16 protein-coding genes and 4 tRNA genes are annotated in these 17,621 nt (G+C 40.2%); all 20 read right to left on the reverse strand.

The annotated features are described in order from the left end of the window. Window positions 1-79: 79 nt before the first annotated feature. The gene (locus tag IV514_RS07550) at window positions 80-1,417 is read right to left on the reverse strand and encodes a serine hydrolase (protein WP_206484345.1); all 1,338 of its coding nucleotides are present in this window, start codon (window positions 1,415-1,417) and stop codon (window positions 80-82) included. A gap of 136 nt (window positions 1,418-1,553) precedes the next feature. Next, window positions 1,554-3,761 (reverse strand): molybdopterin cofactor-binding domain-containing protein, encoded by a 2,208-nt coding sequence (locus IV514_RS07555; protein WP_206484346.1) that lies wholly within the window; start codon window positions 3,759-3,761, stop codon window positions 1,554-1,556. A 184-nt stretch (window positions 3,762-3,945) separates the two neighbouring features. Next, entirely contained in the window at window positions 3,946-4,320 is a 375-nt protein-coding gene (locus IV514_RS07560; RefSeq protein ID WP_206484347.1) for a DUF6538 domain-containing protein, read from the reverse strand. 96 nt (window positions 4,321-4,416) lie between these two features. Next, window positions 4,417-4,504: transfer RNA gene (locus tag IV514_RS07565), tRNA-Ser, on the reverse strand. A gap of 430 nt (window positions 4,505-4,934) precedes the next feature. Further along, window positions 4,935-5,276, reverse strand: a complete 342-nt coding sequence (locus tag IV514_RS07570) for a zinc ribbon domain-containing protein YjdM (protein WP_206484348.1) — start codon at window positions 5,274-5,276, stop codon at window positions 4,935-4,937. Window positions 5,277-5,574: 298 nt separating this feature from the next. Continuing rightward, window positions 5,575-6,615, reverse strand: coding sequence for a quinolinate synthase NadA (gene nadA, locus IV514_RS07575; protein WP_206484349.1), 1,041 nt, complete (start codon window positions 6,613-6,615; stop codon window positions 5,575-5,577). A gap of 643 nt (window positions 6,616-7,258) precedes the next feature. Beyond that, window positions 7,259-7,334, reverse strand: a tRNA-Lys gene (locus IV514_RS07580). A gap of 76 nt (window positions 7,335-7,410) precedes the next feature. After that, window positions 7,411-7,486 (reverse strand) — tRNA-Lys (locus tag IV514_RS07585). 55 nt (window positions 7,487-7,541) lie between these two features. Next, window positions 7,542-7,617 (reverse strand) — tRNA-Lys (locus tag IV514_RS07590). Between the two features lie 135 nt (window positions 7,618-7,752). Next, the gene (ybgF, locus tag IV514_RS07595; protein WP_206484350.1) at window positions 7,753-8,532 is read right to left on the reverse strand and encodes a tol-pal system protein YbgF; all 780 of its coding nucleotides are present in this window, start codon (window positions 8,530-8,532) and stop codon (window positions 7,753-7,755) included. A gap of 12 nt (window positions 8,533-8,544) precedes the next feature. Further along, window positions 8,545-9,084 carry a peptidoglycan-associated lipoprotein Pal gene (gene pal, locus IV514_RS07600; protein WP_206484351.1) on the reverse strand — a complete coding sequence of 180 codons (540 nt, stop codon included), beginning with the start codon at window positions 9,082-9,084 and terminating at the stop codon, window positions 8,545-8,547. A gap of 45 nt (window positions 9,085-9,129) precedes the next feature. Continuing rightward, on the reverse strand, window positions 9,130-10,476 hold the full coding sequence (tolB, locus tag IV514_RS07605; RefSeq protein WP_206484352.1) for a Tol-Pal system beta propeller repeat protein TolB: 1,347 nt from the start codon (window positions 10,474-10,476) through the stop codon (window positions 9,130-9,132). Between the two features lie 33 nt (window positions 10,477-10,509). Continuing rightward, the gene (gene tolA / locus IV514_RS07610) at window positions 10,510-11,394 is read right to left on the reverse strand and encodes a cell envelope integrity protein TolA (protein ID WP_241242304.1); all 885 of its coding nucleotides are present in this window, start codon (window positions 11,392-11,394) and stop codon (window positions 10,510-10,512) included. A gap of 14 nt (window positions 11,395-11,408) precedes the next feature. Beyond that, on the reverse strand, window positions 11,409-11,834 hold the full coding sequence (tolR, locus tag IV514_RS07615) for a protein TolR (protein ID WP_206484354.1): 426 nt from the start codon (window positions 11,832-11,834) through the stop codon (window positions 11,409-11,411). 8 nt (window positions 11,835-11,842) lie between these two features. Further along, complete coding sequence (tolQ, locus tag IV514_RS07620) at window positions 11,843-12,526, reverse strand: protein TolQ (RefSeq protein WP_206484355.1); 684 nt, start codon at window positions 12,524-12,526, stop codon at window positions 11,843-11,845. After that, the gene (ybgC, locus tag IV514_RS07625; protein ID WP_206484356.1) at window positions 12,516-12,926 is read right to left on the reverse strand and encodes a tol-pal system-associated acyl-CoA thioesterase; all 411 of its coding nucleotides are present in this window, start codon (window positions 12,924-12,926) and stop codon (window positions 12,516-12,518) included. The genes tolQ and ybgC overlap by 11 nt, the downstream gene beginning before the upstream one ends. A gap of 444 nt (window positions 12,927-13,370) precedes the next feature. Beyond that, on the reverse strand, window positions 13,371-14,372 hold the full coding sequence (ruvB, locus tag IV514_RS07630) for a Holliday junction branch migration DNA helicase RuvB (protein ID WP_206484357.1): 1,002 nt from the start codon (window positions 14,370-14,372) through the stop codon (window positions 13,371-13,373). A 26-nt stretch (window positions 14,373-14,398) separates the two neighbouring features. Continuing rightward, on the reverse strand, window positions 14,399-15,016 hold the full coding sequence (gene ruvA / locus IV514_RS07635; protein ID WP_206485278.1) for a Holliday junction branch migration protein RuvA: 618 nt from the start codon (window positions 15,014-15,016) through the stop codon (window positions 14,399-14,401). 73 nt (window positions 15,017-15,089) lie between these two features. Next, window positions 15,090-15,617 (reverse strand): crossover junction endodeoxyribonuclease RuvC, encoded by a 528-nt coding sequence (ruvC, locus tag IV514_RS07640; protein ID WP_206484358.1) that lies wholly within the window; start codon window positions 15,615-15,617, stop codon window positions 15,090-15,092. Between the two features lie 105 nt (window positions 15,618-15,722). Continuing rightward, the gene (gene aspS / locus IV514_RS07645) at window positions 15,723-17,498 is read right to left on the reverse strand and encodes an aspartate--tRNA ligase (RefSeq protein ID WP_206484359.1); all 1,776 of its coding nucleotides are present in this window, start codon (window positions 17,496-17,498) and stop codon (window positions 15,723-15,725) included. Between the last annotated feature and the right edge of the window lie 123 nt (window positions 17,499-17,621).

Genomic DNA, 17,621 nt, shown 5'->3' on the forward strand with positions numbered 1-17,621 from the left:
GATGCACATCATTAACTAGCTAAAAACTTTAGATAATAAAACCGCTACAAGACGATAAAATGCCTTGAAATATTTAAACTTAGTGTAAATATTTTTGCCTTATTTTCTTAGCTTTATCTTTATTGTCATTTGCGTCTAACGCTTCAGCGTAGCTATCCCATCCATTTTTGTAATCGGGGTATACCTGTGTCAAAAAGTCAAATAGCTTCTCTGCACTATCAAAATGCTTATTTTCTAAATATAGATAGCCGTATCGATTTAGCTGAAGCGCACTGGGTAAATCCCATCGTTGTGCTAGTTTTGCTTGTGAAAATACTTTAATCGCCCCATCAAGATCACCAGAGAGCACCTTTGTGGCTATCTTATCTAATAAATTTTCATAAGGTAAAGCTTCATCAAATCCCAGAACAGCATTCGCTAATTGATTATATAATGAATTTACGTATGTTGGCTTTTCATTGGCCAAAGTTACAACAATCAACTTATGGTCTAAATATGTAGACACATTTGCTACAAAGGATTCATTTGAACCACTATGTGTAAATGCTTGCCCTTTAGCTCCAGTGTTTGATGGCCAGTTATACAAATACCGAAATAATCCATGATTATTCGCAAGCATTGAATTAAAGCTTTTTACAGAAACAACTTTCCCACTAATCAATGCAAGTTGCCATTGATATAAATCCATAACAGATGAATACATAGCTCCGTGTCCAATTGCATAGTTTTGTAGCTGAGAAGGAAAAACAATCTCATCATCGCCAAGACGATTAATCCCCTGCACTAAAGATGACTTAACCTTTTCAGTGATTATGCCTGTGTTCAATAAATTAAGGGGTTTAATAATGTTATTAACTAGCACCTGCTCAAAAGGTTTATTGGTGACAGACTCAATAATAAGCGATATCACCGCAAAACCAGCATTTGAATATTGTTTTGATTTTTCAGGTGATATTGACAAATCCTTTAAACGCCTCAAACGCTCTTTGCTCGTCATGTTTCGGTTGGTACCTCTTTCATTTAAAGAGATAAAGTCTCGTGGTAAACCGCTTCTGTGTTCTAAAATTTCGTTAATCGTAATAGTGCCGATTTCATGTTCTGAAAATCCTTTGACATAGGTACTTATCGGAAAACCAAAGTCAACTAGTTGTTTTTCCTCAAGTAAATATATTAAGGCTGCTGTAAACTGTTTAGCAATAGAGCCAATTTCAAACCTTGAAGAAAACTCAATGTTGTCTGAACTTACATTCGCTATAATTTCATCATCAATCGCAACTAGCACATTACCTCGAAACATCTGATGTTCAATATAAGCTTCTGTAATTTTTGTGAGTTTTCCAGCTAATTCACTACTATTACCTGAAAAAGCGACAATCATTGAAAAAATAAAAATAAACCAGTATTTAAATGTGTTCACTATCATCCCTATTATGCTTTGTTTGGTTTGTTTAGAAACTTACTGTTCGGATAAGGTTTAAAACCGGATAAATTGTTACCCCATTAAACTTATACATATCAGCTTACGTGTTCCTTCAGTAAAGTTTTTAATAAAATTAAATTAACAATGAAGAGGGTAATTGTTTACAACGCGTACCGGTGAGGTTAAATATCGCATTGAGCACAGCAGGAGCTGTATCTGGCACGGCAGATTCTCCGACTCGATTCGGAGAACGCTCGCTTTCGACGAGATGAATTTCAATAAGAGGCACCTTATTTGAGCGTATTACAGGATAATCATGAAAATTGGATTGAACAACTCTGCCATTTCGAACATGGATCGATGGATTTTGCAACGCAGACAACGCCCAAATAATACTTCCTTCTATTTGAGATTTAACAAGTTGAGGATTAACAACTTTACCGCAGTCAAACAGACAGACAATTTTTTCAACTTGTACTTTTTCTTCTTTACGGCTTACATAAGCGACCTGACACACATACGTTCCATAAAAATAGCTAAGTGAAATACCTTTCCCTTTTGTGCTCCCTAGCTCCTTATGCCAATCAACTTTTTCTTCTGCCAGCTTTAACATAGCCAACAATTTTTTTTGACGTTCAATTCGGTGTTGAAAAGATTTTTCGTCAAGACCTTTTTCTTGATGAAAAATAGCATGTTGCGATAACCATTGTTTACGTAACTCGATTGGATCCTTTTTTAACTTTGCTGCAACTTCATCAATGAAGCACTCTCGAGCAAGTCCTAACGGGTGCGCATCAACACTTCGCCAAGAGCCTGGCAATAACACTAAACTATCGCCCTCAGCATGGCGTGATGAACGATGAGGTGTATGTCCAGCGTAATAGTCCAACATGATGTTTCGTGCGAGCCAACCATAGTTAGAACCACTTAGAGTGAGTGAATCCCATGCAACAGGGTTATCGGCATCATCAAGAACTAAAGTATGCTTATCAATACGCGCTAGATGATACCGGCCATGTTTAACACAATCTTCTCGTGACCAGGTCACTTTTACCGGCCTTTGTAATTTCACCGCTAAGTATGCTGCTTCAACAACAAAATCATAAAAATAACGCCTGCCAAAGCCTCCACCGGAGCGCATCGAATGAATAACAATGTTGCTTTTAGAAACTCCTGTGCATTCAGCAACATAATCTAAAGCTAAAGTTGGTGATTGAGTACCAGCCCACAAAGTTAATTTATGACCATCATAGTCTGCAACCGCATTAAGAGGTTCAATATGCGCATTTTCTTGATATGGGTTGTAATACTGACAGGTAAAAATTCTATCTCGCTTTGCATTTTTTATTTTTTTTTGCACGTCCCCAGAAGAAGCAATATCTCGAATACTGTCTCCAGCTCCCGCCTTCAGTTCACTCTTGATAATATCGTCGTCATGCTTTTCATATTGACTCTTTGTCCATGTAAGCGTTAAACGCTTTCTTCCTGCTAAAGCATGCCATGTTGATTGCGCGATCACAGCCACACCACTTTTAGTACCTCGATACTTCTCTTGCCATTTATTTTCCACGTTAGTCTTAAACGGGAAGGCAGGCATTTTAATGGTCGATATCACCCCTGCTAATTGCCTGCACTCTTTATCATCTATCGATAATAATTCACTATCGGTGGTTGGACTTCGTTCTATACTGGCGTGAACCATATTGTCTAACTCAATATCAATTGAGAACTGTTGTTTTCCGGTGACAATATCTTTGTTCTCTTTAATTGATAAAGAATGCCCAACAAGTTCTAATTCTGAGTCATTTTTCAATACTGCATTCTCAGGCACATTTTTTTCAACCACTGATATAAACAACTTGGCAAATGGCAATGACTCATTCGTTGTACGACGATAAACTTTGCTATTTGAAACAACACAGTCTTTAGGTAAGCATTGCCAATATTCACTGGCACATTCAACAAAAAGCTGCCTAAGATTGGCAGCCGCCTGACGTAGCGGTAAATACGCTGCCAACATACCATTACTTCCGGCGGAAGAGCCAAGAGAATGGTTAATCTCTATATCAGCAGTAATAGGAGGGCGTTCTATACGAAACTTGTTCCAGTCAGCGCCAAGTTCATCGCAAACAACCATCGCAAGCCCAGTTGAAACTCCTTGGCCCATTTCAGGTTTTGTATCCCGATAAACAATTGTTCCATCAGCGTTAAAGCGCAAATAAATATTTGCTTGAAAATTACTTGCACTTTCATGGGCTGATAATGGCAAAGACAGGTTTAATAATAAGCAACCTCCACTTCCAATAGAAGTTTTTAAAAAAGTCCTTCTATTTAAATACATATCAACCTCAGTAATTACAGTTTTAATACTCTAGACAGACCTAATAACTAATTAATCCAATCATAGGCAAAGAGGAGAGCTCTTTAATAAAGTGTAAAAAAATAAAATGTAAACCACATTGTTGTTAGACTGATAAAAAAGCTCATTCAACCTGCTTTTAGAGTCAAACAATGTAACAGCATATTTAATCTTTACAGTTTTTCTTTTGATTAAAAGCGATAAAATAAACCACCGTTTGGTGGTTTATTGTGTCTCTCTGCTCGTTTATGTCGACCTTAAGTCTCTCATACCAACGAGAAGCGATAACCGCCGCGTCTTTAGCGGTCAGCTTAATGTCTTCATTACTGTTTAACTGTAAACGAGTAAGGCTAAAGAGATCGTCAGTTTCGGCAATATGAGAGACGATAAGACGGTTAGCTTCCTGACGGTCTTTAGTTTTGAGTGAACGCTTAATTTCACGTCCACGACCTAACGCTTCTCGAATGTCAGAAGGAACAACTCGACGAAAATAATAAACGCCTGTTTTTTGGGGGGTGAAAGGACTAGTCATAGAGGGCATTTTGTACCACCTTTTTGTACCAGTCAACTTATTGCTAGATTGGCTACACGCCTTGATATTAAAGAACCCTATAGATTTAAAGGGCTAGATAAAGAATGGCGGTGACGGAGAGATTCGAACTCTCGAAAGGTTGCCCTTTACACACTTTCCAGGCGTGCTCCTTCAGCCACTCGGACACGTCACCTATTTAAGATTTTTAGAAGATTTTATTCTTTAGTGTTCTTCTCACTAACGGTGATTTAGCTGAGCACGCCTTGGCGTGATATTTCAACCTTGGCAGCCACTCGGACACGTCACCTAAGTTTTACTTTCTAATGCTTGGCATAAACACATCCATGATGATCGGCACCCAAGCCATTCATCCTTGAATGTCTGCCATTACCTGAAAAAGCAATGCTTTTTCCGGGCGGTAACGCCCCACTCGGACACGTCACCTATTTGAACTTTCATTTAACGTTTTGAACGATAATTGATAAAGCGGCGCTATGTTAGGTAATTTAGCGGTGTTAATCAATAATAAAGTCGTTAATTTCAAACAATTGCTCAGTAAAAATACAATATGAATCAAAACACCTTACAAAACATGCTCGCAAGGTGTTATTCAATTAAATAAATTATGCTTTTTTAACAAATTGCGATTTAAGCATCATATCGCCTGCACCATCTACTTTGCAGTCAATATCGTGATCACCGTCTACTAAGCGTTTGATTGTCGCTTTAGTGCCAATTTTCAATACTAACGATGAGCCTTTTACTTTTAGATCTTTGATCAACGTTACTTTGTCGCCTTCATTTATCCGAGTACCATTAGAATCTTTAATCACTAAAGCATCTTCATCAACTTCTGGTTGACTAGGATCCCACTCATGAGCGCATTCAGGGCAAATAAGTAGACTTTGGTCTTGGTAAACATATTCAGATTGACACTTAGGGCAAGGAGGAAGCGTTGAGCTCATACAGTTCTCTCTTTAATAGACAAATAAGGTTAACTATTTTTGGGCGCACATCTTAACACATAATTCCCATGTTTTTAGTAAGTATTTTATGATGTAGGGAAAATTGTCCGCACTATTTTACTAGGTTAATAGTGAGTGCTATAGCCATTATGAGTTAATGACATGGAATTAACGAATAACCAATGGCTTTATAAAATATTCAACTCCAAACCTATTTTATAAAGCCGAAAGAGATAATAACGAACAACCCTAAATGGTGACTATTGCCGGTAATTATACCGGCAACTTGCCACACAGGTTATTTTTTCAGGCTGGCAGAAAAATCCAACATGCGATTAGTTGATTTAAGCGCCCCATCACGTAATGTCATATCAACAAACACTTCTTTACCTGTTGGGTCAATTAACGCCGCTTCGATCGCCTGTAGGCCGTTCATTGCCATCCACGGGCAGTGAGCACAGCTTCGGCATGTCGCACCTTCACCTGCCGTTGGCGCTTCAAAAAACTCTTTTTCAGGGCATAGCTGCTGCATTTTATAAAAAATACCGCGATCTGTCGCCACAATGAATTTTTGCTGAGGAAGCTCTTGAGCAGCTTTGATCAATTGACTGGTTGAACCTACCGCATCCGCTAGTTCAATAATATCTGCTGGAGATTCAGGATGAACCAGCACTGCCGCATCTGGGTGCAAGGTTTTCATGTCTTTAAGTGCTTTGGTTTTAAATTCATCATGCACAATACACGCGCCCTGCCACATGATCATGTCAGCACCTGTTTGCTTTTGAATATAATTACCTAAATGACGATCTGGGCCCCAAATAATCTTTTCACCTTGCTCTTCAAGGTGTTCAACAATGTCTAGTGCACACGATGAAGTAACAATCCAATCAGCACGTGCTTTAACTGCAGTAGATGTATTGGCATAAACCACCACGGTGCGATCTGGGTGCTGATCACAGAACTCACTAAACTCTTTTATTGGGCAACCCAAATCAAGTGAGCAAGTCGCTTCTAAAGTTGGCATCACCACTCTTTTTTCTGGGGTGAGTACCTTCGCGGTTTCCCCCATAAATTTAACACCAGCAATAATCAATGTTTGAGCATCATGCTGATTGCCAAAGCGAGCCATTTCTAATGAGTCAGCAACACAGCCACCTGTTTCTTCAGCCAGTGCTTGAATTTCGGGATCCGTATAGTAATGGGCAATTAATACCGCATTTTTTTCTTTCAATAATGTTTTTATGCGTTGTTTATACGCTACTTTATCTTCTGCACTGATAGGTGCGGGTTTGGCTGGAAATGTAAAATCAAATTCTACCGCTAAATTACTTTGCGCCATTTTCTATCTCGAATCACCATTTAAAAATCGGCGTGAATTATACGCCATAGCTAAGCAAATGTGTACTTTCAGTTCATTGTTAGCAAATATTGTCGATATACTGCAATAAAATATACAGGGATAAATCAAGCAATACTCACGTTTTGATCATCAAAGTGACAATGAAAAAGAATTAAAGAAAAGAGAGCCATCATGAAGGATTAGTGCGTTTATCCTATAATCCATTCCACCTACGAGGCAAAAAGGCACGTGTAAAATCATTCCAACAATGTGTAAGACTTCGGCTTAGTTCAAATCGAAAAATGACAAAATAAGGAAAAATAACGGATAAGTAAGGAAAGTGGTCGGTCGTGAAAAATTGAATCCTTCGACCATACCTGGGTAAAGAGCGTTAAAAGCCTTGGCTTTGTATTTAATCTATTCATAAGAGAGTTTAAGAAAGTGGTCGGTCGTGAAAAATTGAACCTTTGACCATATCTGGGTAAAGAGCGTTAAAAGCCTTGGCTTTGTATTTAATCTATTTATAAGAGAGTTTAAGAAAGTGGTCAGTCGTGAAAAATTGAATCCTTCGACCATACCTGGGTAAAGAGCGTTAAAAGCCTTGGCTTTGTATTTAATCTATTTATAAGAGAGTTTAAGAAAGTGGTCGGTCGTGAAGGATTTGAACCTTCGACAAATTGGTTAAAAGCCAACTGCTCTACCAACTGAGCTAACGACCGATTAGAAAGAATGTATAAATTTAATCTGTGCAATTACTTTTGCATGTACACCGCAATCCCGAACGGGGAAATAAGGTGGTCGGTCGTGAAGGATTTGAACCTTCGACAAATTGGTTAAAAGCCAACTGCTCTACCAACTGAGCTAACGACCGATTAAATTTATTTGCTAAATGAGTGAAACTCCACAACTCACCTCAAGGAAAGAAGTGGTCGGTCGTGAAGGATTTGAACCTTCGACAAATTGGTTAAAAGCCAACTGCTCTACCAACTGAGCTAACGACCGACATTTAGTGCGAAGACCGTCTCGGTCAACGCGCCGCATATGATACTGATAATTTTGCCCGTTGCAACAACAAAATTAAGTTTTTTTTGGATATCACACTATTTGCTTAAAAAGCCAACATTGTGATTAAGTTATCTACAACAAACTGTTCAATCTTGGTGCTGCTAATTTAGCTGCACTAGAATCTGGGTACTCAGCAACAAGTTGTTGATATAAAGTTTTTGCTTTCGCGTTATTATTTAACTTCTGTTCAACCATACCAAGTTTTAGTATTGCATCACTACGTTTAGTCGATGACTTATACTGCGATACAACTAATTCAAACTCAATTTTAGCCTTAGCAAAATCACCTTTATTAAATAATAGCTGACCTAACCAATAATGAGCATTGGCTGAATAGCTAGAATTAGGGTAGTTTTGATTAAATGTACGAAACGCAGGGATCGCTTGATCATAGCGCTTTTCTTTTAGCACCAGATTAACCGCTCTGTCGTACGCTTCATTTTCAGTTAAGTTACTACTATAACTACTACTTTGCCCAGACTGAGCAGGAGCTTCAATTGAACTAGGAACATTATTAGCAGGCTTTAACGCTTGTGATACTCGACGATCAAGTTCTTGATACAGTTCACGCTGACGCTCAAGAATTTGACTCAATTGATGAGTATGCAATTCTGTCACACCACGCAACTCGCTTACTTCAAGCTGCAATTCATCGAGTTGACGCTGTACTTTCACTTGGGCGCGGTTTCGTGCCTCAACTTGTCGCTCTAATGTGGCAACACGTTGCTGTAATGACACTGACTTAGTACCACCACTTTGAGAAATATCAATAACTGGTGCTGGCTCTGCTGCTATTGTACTCGGTACAATAGCAGCAAGCGAAACGCCTAATAAAACTTGATTCAGTTTCATTCAATTACCTGATTAGTAAACCAAAACAGCGCGACGGTTTTTCGCGAAAGCACTTTCAGTACGGTCTTTAACCATAGGCTTTTCTTCACCGTAGCTCACAACAGATAACTGAGAAGGCGCAACACCCATGTTTTCTAAATATGTCACAACTGCCTTGGCACGACGCTCACCTAATGCAATGTTATATTCTGGTGTACCACGCTCATCGGCATGACCTTCAATTAACACGCTCACATTAGCATTTTCGTTTAAAAATTTAGCGTGCGCATTTAAAATTGCAGAGAACTCACCGCTTACTGTTGATTTATCAAAATCAAAATAAACGATATGCTCTGAGCGTAAACGTTCCATTTCTTGACGTTTTTGCTCTTCGATTTCCGCAGCACGTTGTGCAGCAGTTACTTGAACATTTTCTTGCTCTGTCATTTGCTGCGTTTGTGTATTGGTATCTACTTGGCTTTGCTCATCAGTTTCAGAATTTGAACTACATGCAGCTAATGCCATCATAGGTAATGCAACAGCAAGAGCTTTAACAGTTTTATTCAAGCGCATTTTGATTTTCCTTATTGTTTCAATAATATTAACTTTTATTCATTATTATAAAAATGGCGACCAAGCAGGCGATTTTACTTGCCCGTTTAGCGCAGGTAATCGTGCTTTAAATCGTCCATCTACCGAGACTAAACTCAATACCTGACGGCGATTGTGTAAAGTACTATAAATTATCATTCCGCCATTAGGTGCAATACTTGGCGATTCATCTAAACGCGTTTTAGTCAACACTTGAAAGATACCTGAGCTTAAGTCTTGCTTAGCCAAGTGATACTTTCCACGCGTTCTATTAACCATAACTAATTGACGACCGTCAGGTGTTAGCGAGCCACCTAAATTCATCTCACCGTCAAACGTCAAGCGTCTTATCCGACCATTGACTAAATTTACGCGATATAACTGTGCTAGTCCACCCCGTTCTGAACTAAATATCAATGATTTACCATCTGGTGACCAATTTGGCTCAGTATCTATAGCACGATGTCGGGTCACCCGACGCAATTTCTTCGTGGCAACATTCATCGTGTATATTTCTGGGTTACCATCTTTTGATAACACCATGGCCAAATGTTTACCATCTGGTGACCAACGCGGTGCACTATTAATCCCTTTAAAGGAACTAATTAATGTTCGTTTGCCTGTGTAAATATCAATAACAAAAATCTGAGCCTGGCGGTTCTCAAAAGTCACATACGCCAATTTGTTTCCTTTTGGATCCCAATCTGGCGACATCAACGGCTCTTTCGAACTTAATAACACATGCTCGTTATAACCGTCATAGTCTGCAATCACAAGTTGATACGGGTAACTCCCTTGATCTCGCACAATAACATAAGCGATTTTTGTTAAAAATGCGCCTCGAGTACCAGTGAGCTTTTCATAAATTTCGTCACTAATACGATGTGCATAACGTCTAAACTGGCTGGCTGTGATCTCCACAGTACTTTCGTCTAAAATATGATCCGATGTTTGTACCAGTTTGCCACTACTTAACATCTGGGTTTCACCACCAGTAATTTGGCCACGGATCACATCCACTAACTGGTAACTCACTTGATAACGACCAATAGCGGTTTCACGAATTTGACCGACTACGACATTCTCGACACCTTCAGCAGCCCATGCCGCATAATCGATTTCGCTGTCTTTTGAAGGAAGCTGAGGAAACCTTAATTCATTAATTGGACTAAACTTACCGCTGCGCAATAGGTCGTCACTGACAACTTTTGCAATACTTTCAGGTAGTGCACCATTGCCATGCCACTTGAATGGTAAAATGGCGATCGGCCTCGCTCCATCAATACCTTCGGTGATCACAATTTCTAAAGTCGCATGTGCTTGACCAGTAAAAATAAACAAACACGCTAGTAAAATCGATTTTATTTTTGTCATATGAAGAAAAATTCACTTAATTATTATGGGTCACTAAAACTCTGGCACAACAGTTAAACTTATTGTGCGCATTTTTTCAAATACTTCTGGATCTTTTGAGACAGGTAACTTGCCTGACTTGTTAACTGCATTTCTGGCCGCATCACACACGACTCGATCACCTGTGCCAGTTTGTACACTGATGACAAACCCCGACGGTGCTAACTTAATCGTTAATTTACACGATTTGCCTTCCATCGTTGCTTTATCGGTTAACAAGTTATTTTGTATCACACGCGTGATCAACGCGGTGTATTTACCAATCTCACTGGTAATTTGTTGGTTACGAGCACGTTGGCGAGATGCCATCTCTTCAGCCATCTGCTTTTCTAATAACCGTTGTTGCTCTGCACGCTCTTTGGCTTCCTGTGCTTTACGTCTTTTTTCTTCAGCACGCTTTTTACGTAATTGTTCAGCCTTTTTTGCTGCTTCCTGTTCCTTCTTGCGTTTGGCTCTTGCTTGTGCAGCAGCTTTCTCTGCTGCCTTTTTTTCTTTCTGTTTTCTAAGTTTTTCAGCCGCAGCCGCTTTCGCTTTAGCTTTTTTTGCTGCAGTTTCAGCCGCTTTTCTTTCGCGTTCTTTTTTCTTACGTTGCTGCTCAAGTGCTTTTAAACGTTTTTCTTCTTGCGCTCTGCGACGTTTAGCCGCTGCCGCCTTTTCTTCTAACGCTTTCAGTCGTTTCGCTTCATCGGCTTTTTGTTTTTTTAATTTATTAACTTGCGCATCAATCTCTCGTCTATCAACGGCGACCGCTTGAATAGGTTTGACTGGTGTCGCTGAAGGTGTTGGTTTAGGTGGCTTTGCAGAGAAGTCCCCTAGCAACAACACCGCCAACAGCGTGACATGCAAGGTGATACTCAAAATCAGCGGTTTAGTAAGCATTGACTTCACAATAATTACTTCTCCGGAGAGTCTGTCATTAAGCCAACAGAAGGCACCCCTGCATCACGCTGAAGCAACACCATCAATTGAATAACGGCGTCATAGGACACCGCACCATCACCATTAACAACAACTGGCGTGTCAGGCTCTAATTTAAGATGAGCTGCCACTAGGGTTGCTACTTGCTCCGCAGACATGGCTTCATTTTTACTGGTACCAACAGCGAGATAATAATTACCTTCGGCATCAACTGACGCAACAAGCGGCACTTTACTGTCTTTACTTAGCGGTTCTGCATCTGCTTTGGGTAAGTCAACTTTGACCCCTTGAGTGATCAATGGCGCAGTGACCATAAAAATGATCAAAAGTACCAGCATCACATCGATATAAGGAACCACATTAATTTCAGCAACTTTTCTTCGTCTTACACGATTGTACATATCGCTACCTACCCTTGCTGACCACCAGCTGATTGACGATGTAAAATACTGGAAAACTCTTCCATAAAGTTGCCATAGCTATTTTCTAGTTTTTCCACTTGGTGAGTAAAACGGTTATATGCCATTACCGCAGGGATAGCGGCAAACAAGCCCATTGCTGTTGCTATTAGCGCTTCGGCAATACCAGGAGCTACTTGTGCTAACGTCGCCTGTTCTTGAGCCCCTAACGCAATAAATGAATTCATAATGCCCCAAACCGTACCAAATAAACCAATATATGGGCTAATCGAACCAACGGTCGCCATAAATGGTAAGTGAGTCTCTAAATCATCAACTTCACGTGACAGCGCTACTCGCATTGCCCGATGGGTGCCATCGACGATGGCTTGTGGAGAGTTAAGATTACTTTTTCTGATCCGAGCAAATTCTTTAAAACCTGCGACAAAAAGGCTTTCAATACCATAGATATGAGCACGAGCCGATATCTCTGTATATAGTTTGCTTAAATCGGCACCGCTCCAAAACTTATCTTCAAAATTTTGCAATTGATTTTGAGCATCCTTCAACGCTTTTTTACGTTGAAAAATCATGGTCCAACAAGCGATAGAAAACCCCAATAAGGTTAACATCACAGCTTTTACCAATAAGCTAGCTTGTAAAAATAAATCAAAAAACGAAAGTTCAGCTGACACCTTTTAATGCTCCTAAAATTTGATTGGGGATAGCACATGGCTTGGCGCGTTGTAAATCAATGTAAGCAACAAGTACCTTTATTTGACATAACACCTGACCGTGTTGATTGGTTATTTGTTGCAAAAACCTTACACTTGCGCGCTTTAATTCACTTATTGTTGAAGTCACAGTGAGTAAATCATCGAGTTTTGCCGCAGCCACATTGTCCATAGCAAGCGTTCTGACCACAAAACCACAATTTTGTTCTAAAAAAAATGACTGATTAATGCCTAGTTCTCTCAACCATTCTGTACGAGCGCGCTCACAATAATTCAGATAATTGGCATGGTAAACATTACCTCCTGCGTCAGTATCTTCATAGTAAACACGTAATTGATATTGTTGTTCAGGTAACGACATGAATTTATTTATGGCTTTAACATCATTATTTTTGCTGGTTATAGTAATAGATTAACTGGGGTGCAAACAAGTGTTAAAAGGCCTAATAACAAAGATTTTTACAAGAATTTTTTTCTCAGTCAGATTCGTAAAATTCTCTAGGGAAGTTATTTTTTTCTAATTTGGCACTTCGCATTAGTTTTTCTAATGGAAAAGCATGAATTTATTTAGTTTGTCAACAATTAGAGTAATCACTTAAAATACACTTGTTTTCTGAGCTAGCGCAAATTAAAACTGATTTCCCCTGACGTTTAATTGAAGCCAGATACATGTAGTGAATAGATGATTTATCTCTTCTCTCTGACATATACCCTGGAATACAAATTCCTTCTAGCAACTTGATATTTAAGTTGGCCCGCTCCCTAGAGCGGGCTTTTTTTTACCTGAAAATTAGTTTTGCTCAAACTAAGATTTGGTTAAGCCAAAATGTTGATAGGCTCGCTCAGTAGCGATGCGCCCTCTCGGTGTCCGCTGTAAAAAGCCTTGCTGAATTAAAAATGGCTCTAACACATCTTCAATAGTTTCTCGCTCTTCGCCAATCGCCGCCGCTAAATTATCCAAGCCAACAGGGCCACCAATAAACTTTTCGATGATGGCTTGCAGTAACTTTCTATCCATGATGTCGAAACCTTCATTGTCTACTTCCAGCATATCAAGTGCGCTGGCAGCTGTTTGTTGACAAACATTCCCTTGGGTTTTGACATCAGCATAATCTCTAACACGGCGAAGTAATCGATTAGCTATTCTAGGTGTCCCTCTAGAGCGTTTTGCCACTTCAAAGGCACCCGCTTCGTTAATCGGCAAGTTTAAAAAGTGCGCCGAACGGCGAACAATATCCGTCAGATCTTTAGTGTTATAAAACTCAAGTCGTTGCACGATACCAAAACGATCTCTTAAAGGCGAAGTTAATGCCCCTGCCCGAGTGGTAGCGCCTATCAGGGTAAATGCTGGTAAATCTAGTTTAATCGAGCGAGCCGCTGGCCCTTCACCTATCATGATATCAAGCTGATAATCTTCCATCGCTGGATATAACACTTCTTCAACCATTGGGCTCAAACGATGGATCTCATCAATAAACAAGACATCATTTTCTTCAAGATTAGTCAGTAATGCCGCCAAATCGCCAGCTTTCTCTAACACTGGGCCTGACGTGGTACGTATATTAACCCCCATTTCATTGGCAACAATATTCGCCAAAGTGGTTTTACCTAAGCCTGGAGGGCCAAAAATTAATAAATGATCAAGTGGCTCACCGCGTTGTTTTGCCGCCTGTATAAAGATTTCCATCTGCGTCTTTACATGATCTTGACCGGTATAATCTACCAGCATTTTAGGTCTGATTGCGCGATCTACACCTTCATCTTCGGGTGTTGCAACAGGCTGAATAAGACGATCTGCTTCTATCATTGGCTTAGTTCATTCCACATATATTGTTATAACATTGCTTTTAGTGCGTCACGGATCAAATCTTCGCTGGTCATGCCCGATGAATACACCGCCTTGACGGCTTTATCCGCCTGACCTTGAGTGTAACCAAGTGAAACAAGCGCATTCACCGCATCACCTTTGGCATTTGACACCCTTGTCTGTCCATTGTGTGATGTGATTGGCAAAGCATCAGTCATTGGCATGTCTACATCACTATGCCAGTCTTTTAACCTGTCACGCATTTCGATTAATAAGCGTTCCGCTGTTTTTTTGCCTACCCCAGGGATTTTTACTATGGTGGAGAGATCATCGTGGATCACACAACTGACAAATTGATCGGCAGACATTCCTGATAATATCGCTAACGCTAACTTTGGGCCAACGCCATTTACTTTGATAAGTAAACGAAACAATTTGCGCTCAACTTTATTGGCAAAGCCATACAGTAACTGCGCATCTTCTCGTACCACAAAATGGGTGTAGATTGTCGCTTGTTGCTCTATTTCGGGTAAGGCATAAATGCTGGTCATTGGCATGGTCACTTCATAGCCAATACCACCACATTCAATTAATATTTCAGGGGGAAGTTTCTCTACTAATGTTCCGCGTAGTCGACCAATCAAAACATATTCCACTGTTATTATTACTATGGCGCAACAATAACACTATACATTTATACAGTAAAGTAGAAATTATTTACCTTAACCGCCTGCGAACTGTCTTGGTGGCTTGTCCTGACATTTTAAGCAAAGAGTCATGACTATGCGCATGACATAACGCAACCGCCAGTGCATCGGCGGCATCTGCTTGTGGTGTTGCTGGTAGTTTAAGAATGTTTTTCACCATATGCTGAACTTGCTCTTTATCAGCCGCTCCTGTGCCAACTACCGACTGTTTGATCTGACGGGCAGAATACTCTGCCACCGTTAAACCAACACTGGTAGCAGCAACAATGGCAGCTCCGCGCGCTTGACCAAGCTTTAATGCACCACCAGGGTTGACTCCCATAAACACTTGCTCAATCGCAAACATTTGCGGTTGAAATTGTACGATTAATTCAGAGACACCAGCAAAGATCGTTTGCAAACGTGAAGCAAAGTCATCACCAGCTGCCACCGCTTTAATACAACCACTACCTAAATATGTAAATTGTCGCCCTTGCTGATTAATCACACCGTAACCTGTCAGGCGTGAGCCAGGATCAATACCTAATATAATTGCCAATAGATTTTCTCAAAAATGCATGTGTCATACTTAGACTAACGAATTGCCACAAAAAAAGCAGCTTATGTTCTCACCTAAGCTGCTTTAATTCTATCAGACTACTTTTTATTCAGCGTCTGTTTTATCCTGAGCAATTGTTGCAATACCTAATTCAGCTAATTGCGCTGGGTTTGCTTGTCCAGGCGCATTGGTTAGTGGACATGCCGCCGTAGTAGTTTTTGGAAACGCCATAACATCACGAATCGACGTTGCACCAGTCATTAACATCACCAAGCGATCTAAACCAAATGCTAAACCTGCATGTGGTGGCGCACCATATTGTAGTGCTTCAAGTAAGAAGCCAAACTTCTCTTGCGCTTCTTCATCACTGATGCCCAAAATTCTAAACACAGCTGATTGCATAGCTTGATCATGAATACGTACCGAGCCACCACCAAGTTCACAACCATTTAAGACCATGTCATATGCATTAGACAATGCACCAGCAGGGTTGGCTTCAAGTTGCTCAGCAGTTACCTTAGTTGGCGCCGTAAACGGATGGTGCAATGCATGCATCTGGCCATCAATTTCTTCAAACATTGGAAAATCTACGACCCAAAGTGGCTTCCACTCGTCGCTGACCATGTCTAAATCTTCACCAAGTTTTAAACGTAATGCCCCTAATGCTTCAGTAACCACATTATAAGTATCAGCACCGAAGAAGATAATATCACCCGTTTGTGCATTCGCGCGATCTAATAAAGCATTGACCGCTTCTTCGGTTAAGAATTTTAAGATCGGAGATTGTAAGCCTTCCAAACCAGCTTCACGATCGTTAACTTTCAACCACGGCATACCTTTGGCGCCATAAATTCCAACAAATTTTGTTAAGTCATCAATGTTCTTACGTGAGAACTTACTGGCCCCTTGCGGTACGTTGATCACAGCCACACGACCTTTTTCATCATTAGCTGGGCCTGAGAAAACTTTAAACTCCACGTCTTTTAAAATATCAGCAACATCAACTATCTCTAAAGGGATACGTAAGTCTGGCTTATCTGAGCCAAAGCGAGTCATAGCTTCGCTATAAGGCATGCGAGGGAATTCACCTAAATCAACATTGAGTAATTTTTGGAATAACTCACGGATCATCGTTTCTGTGACTTCCATCACCTGATCGGCACTCATAAACGATGTTTCAATATCAATTTGAGTAAATTCAGGTTGACGATCGGCACGTAAATCTTCGTCACGGAAACATTTGACGATTTGATAATAACGCTCCATACCTGACATCATCAGCAATTGCTTAAACAATTGTGGTGACTGAGGCAATGCAAAAAACTGCCCTTTATGAGTACGACTAGGCACTAAATAATCACGTGCCCCTTCAGGTGTAGCAGCCGTTAGAATAGGCGTTTCTATGTCTAAGAAGCCTTGATTTTCTAACGATTCACGTACTGCGGATGTCACTTTTGCACGAAAACGTAAACGTTCCGTCATTTCACTGCGACGTAAATCTAAATAACGGTATTTTAACCGCTGCTCTTCTGAGTTTGTTTGGTTTGAATCCAGAGGTAACGGCGCTGATTTGTTCAAAATATTAAGCTCTAAACCTAATACTTCAATCGCACCTGTTGCCATATCTTTATTTACTTGCCCTTCAGGACGAGCACGCACTTTGCCTTTGACTTGTACACAAAATTCATTACGTAAAGTATTGGCAACGTCTAATACTTCTGGCAAATCAGGATCATAAACAACTTGCACTAGCCCTTCACGATCACGTAAATCTAAAAAGATCACTGCGCCTAAATCACGACGACGATTAACCCAACCACAAAGGGTAACTTCTTGACCAATGTGAGATTCATTTACCTCACCACAATAGAGCGTTCGCATACTAATTTTGCCTTGATATTTCTGATGTTAAACTGCTAAAAAACCCGCAGTTAGGGCGTGTTGAACTTTGCTGTTTAATTTTTGTTCGAGATAAAAGCGTTTTAAACGCGGCGTGAGGAATGA

The organism is Thalassotalea sp. G2M2-11 (assembly GCF_017168195.1).
Lineage (GTDB): Bacteria > Pseudomonadota > Gammaproteobacteria > Enterobacterales > Alteromonadaceae > Thalassotalea_E.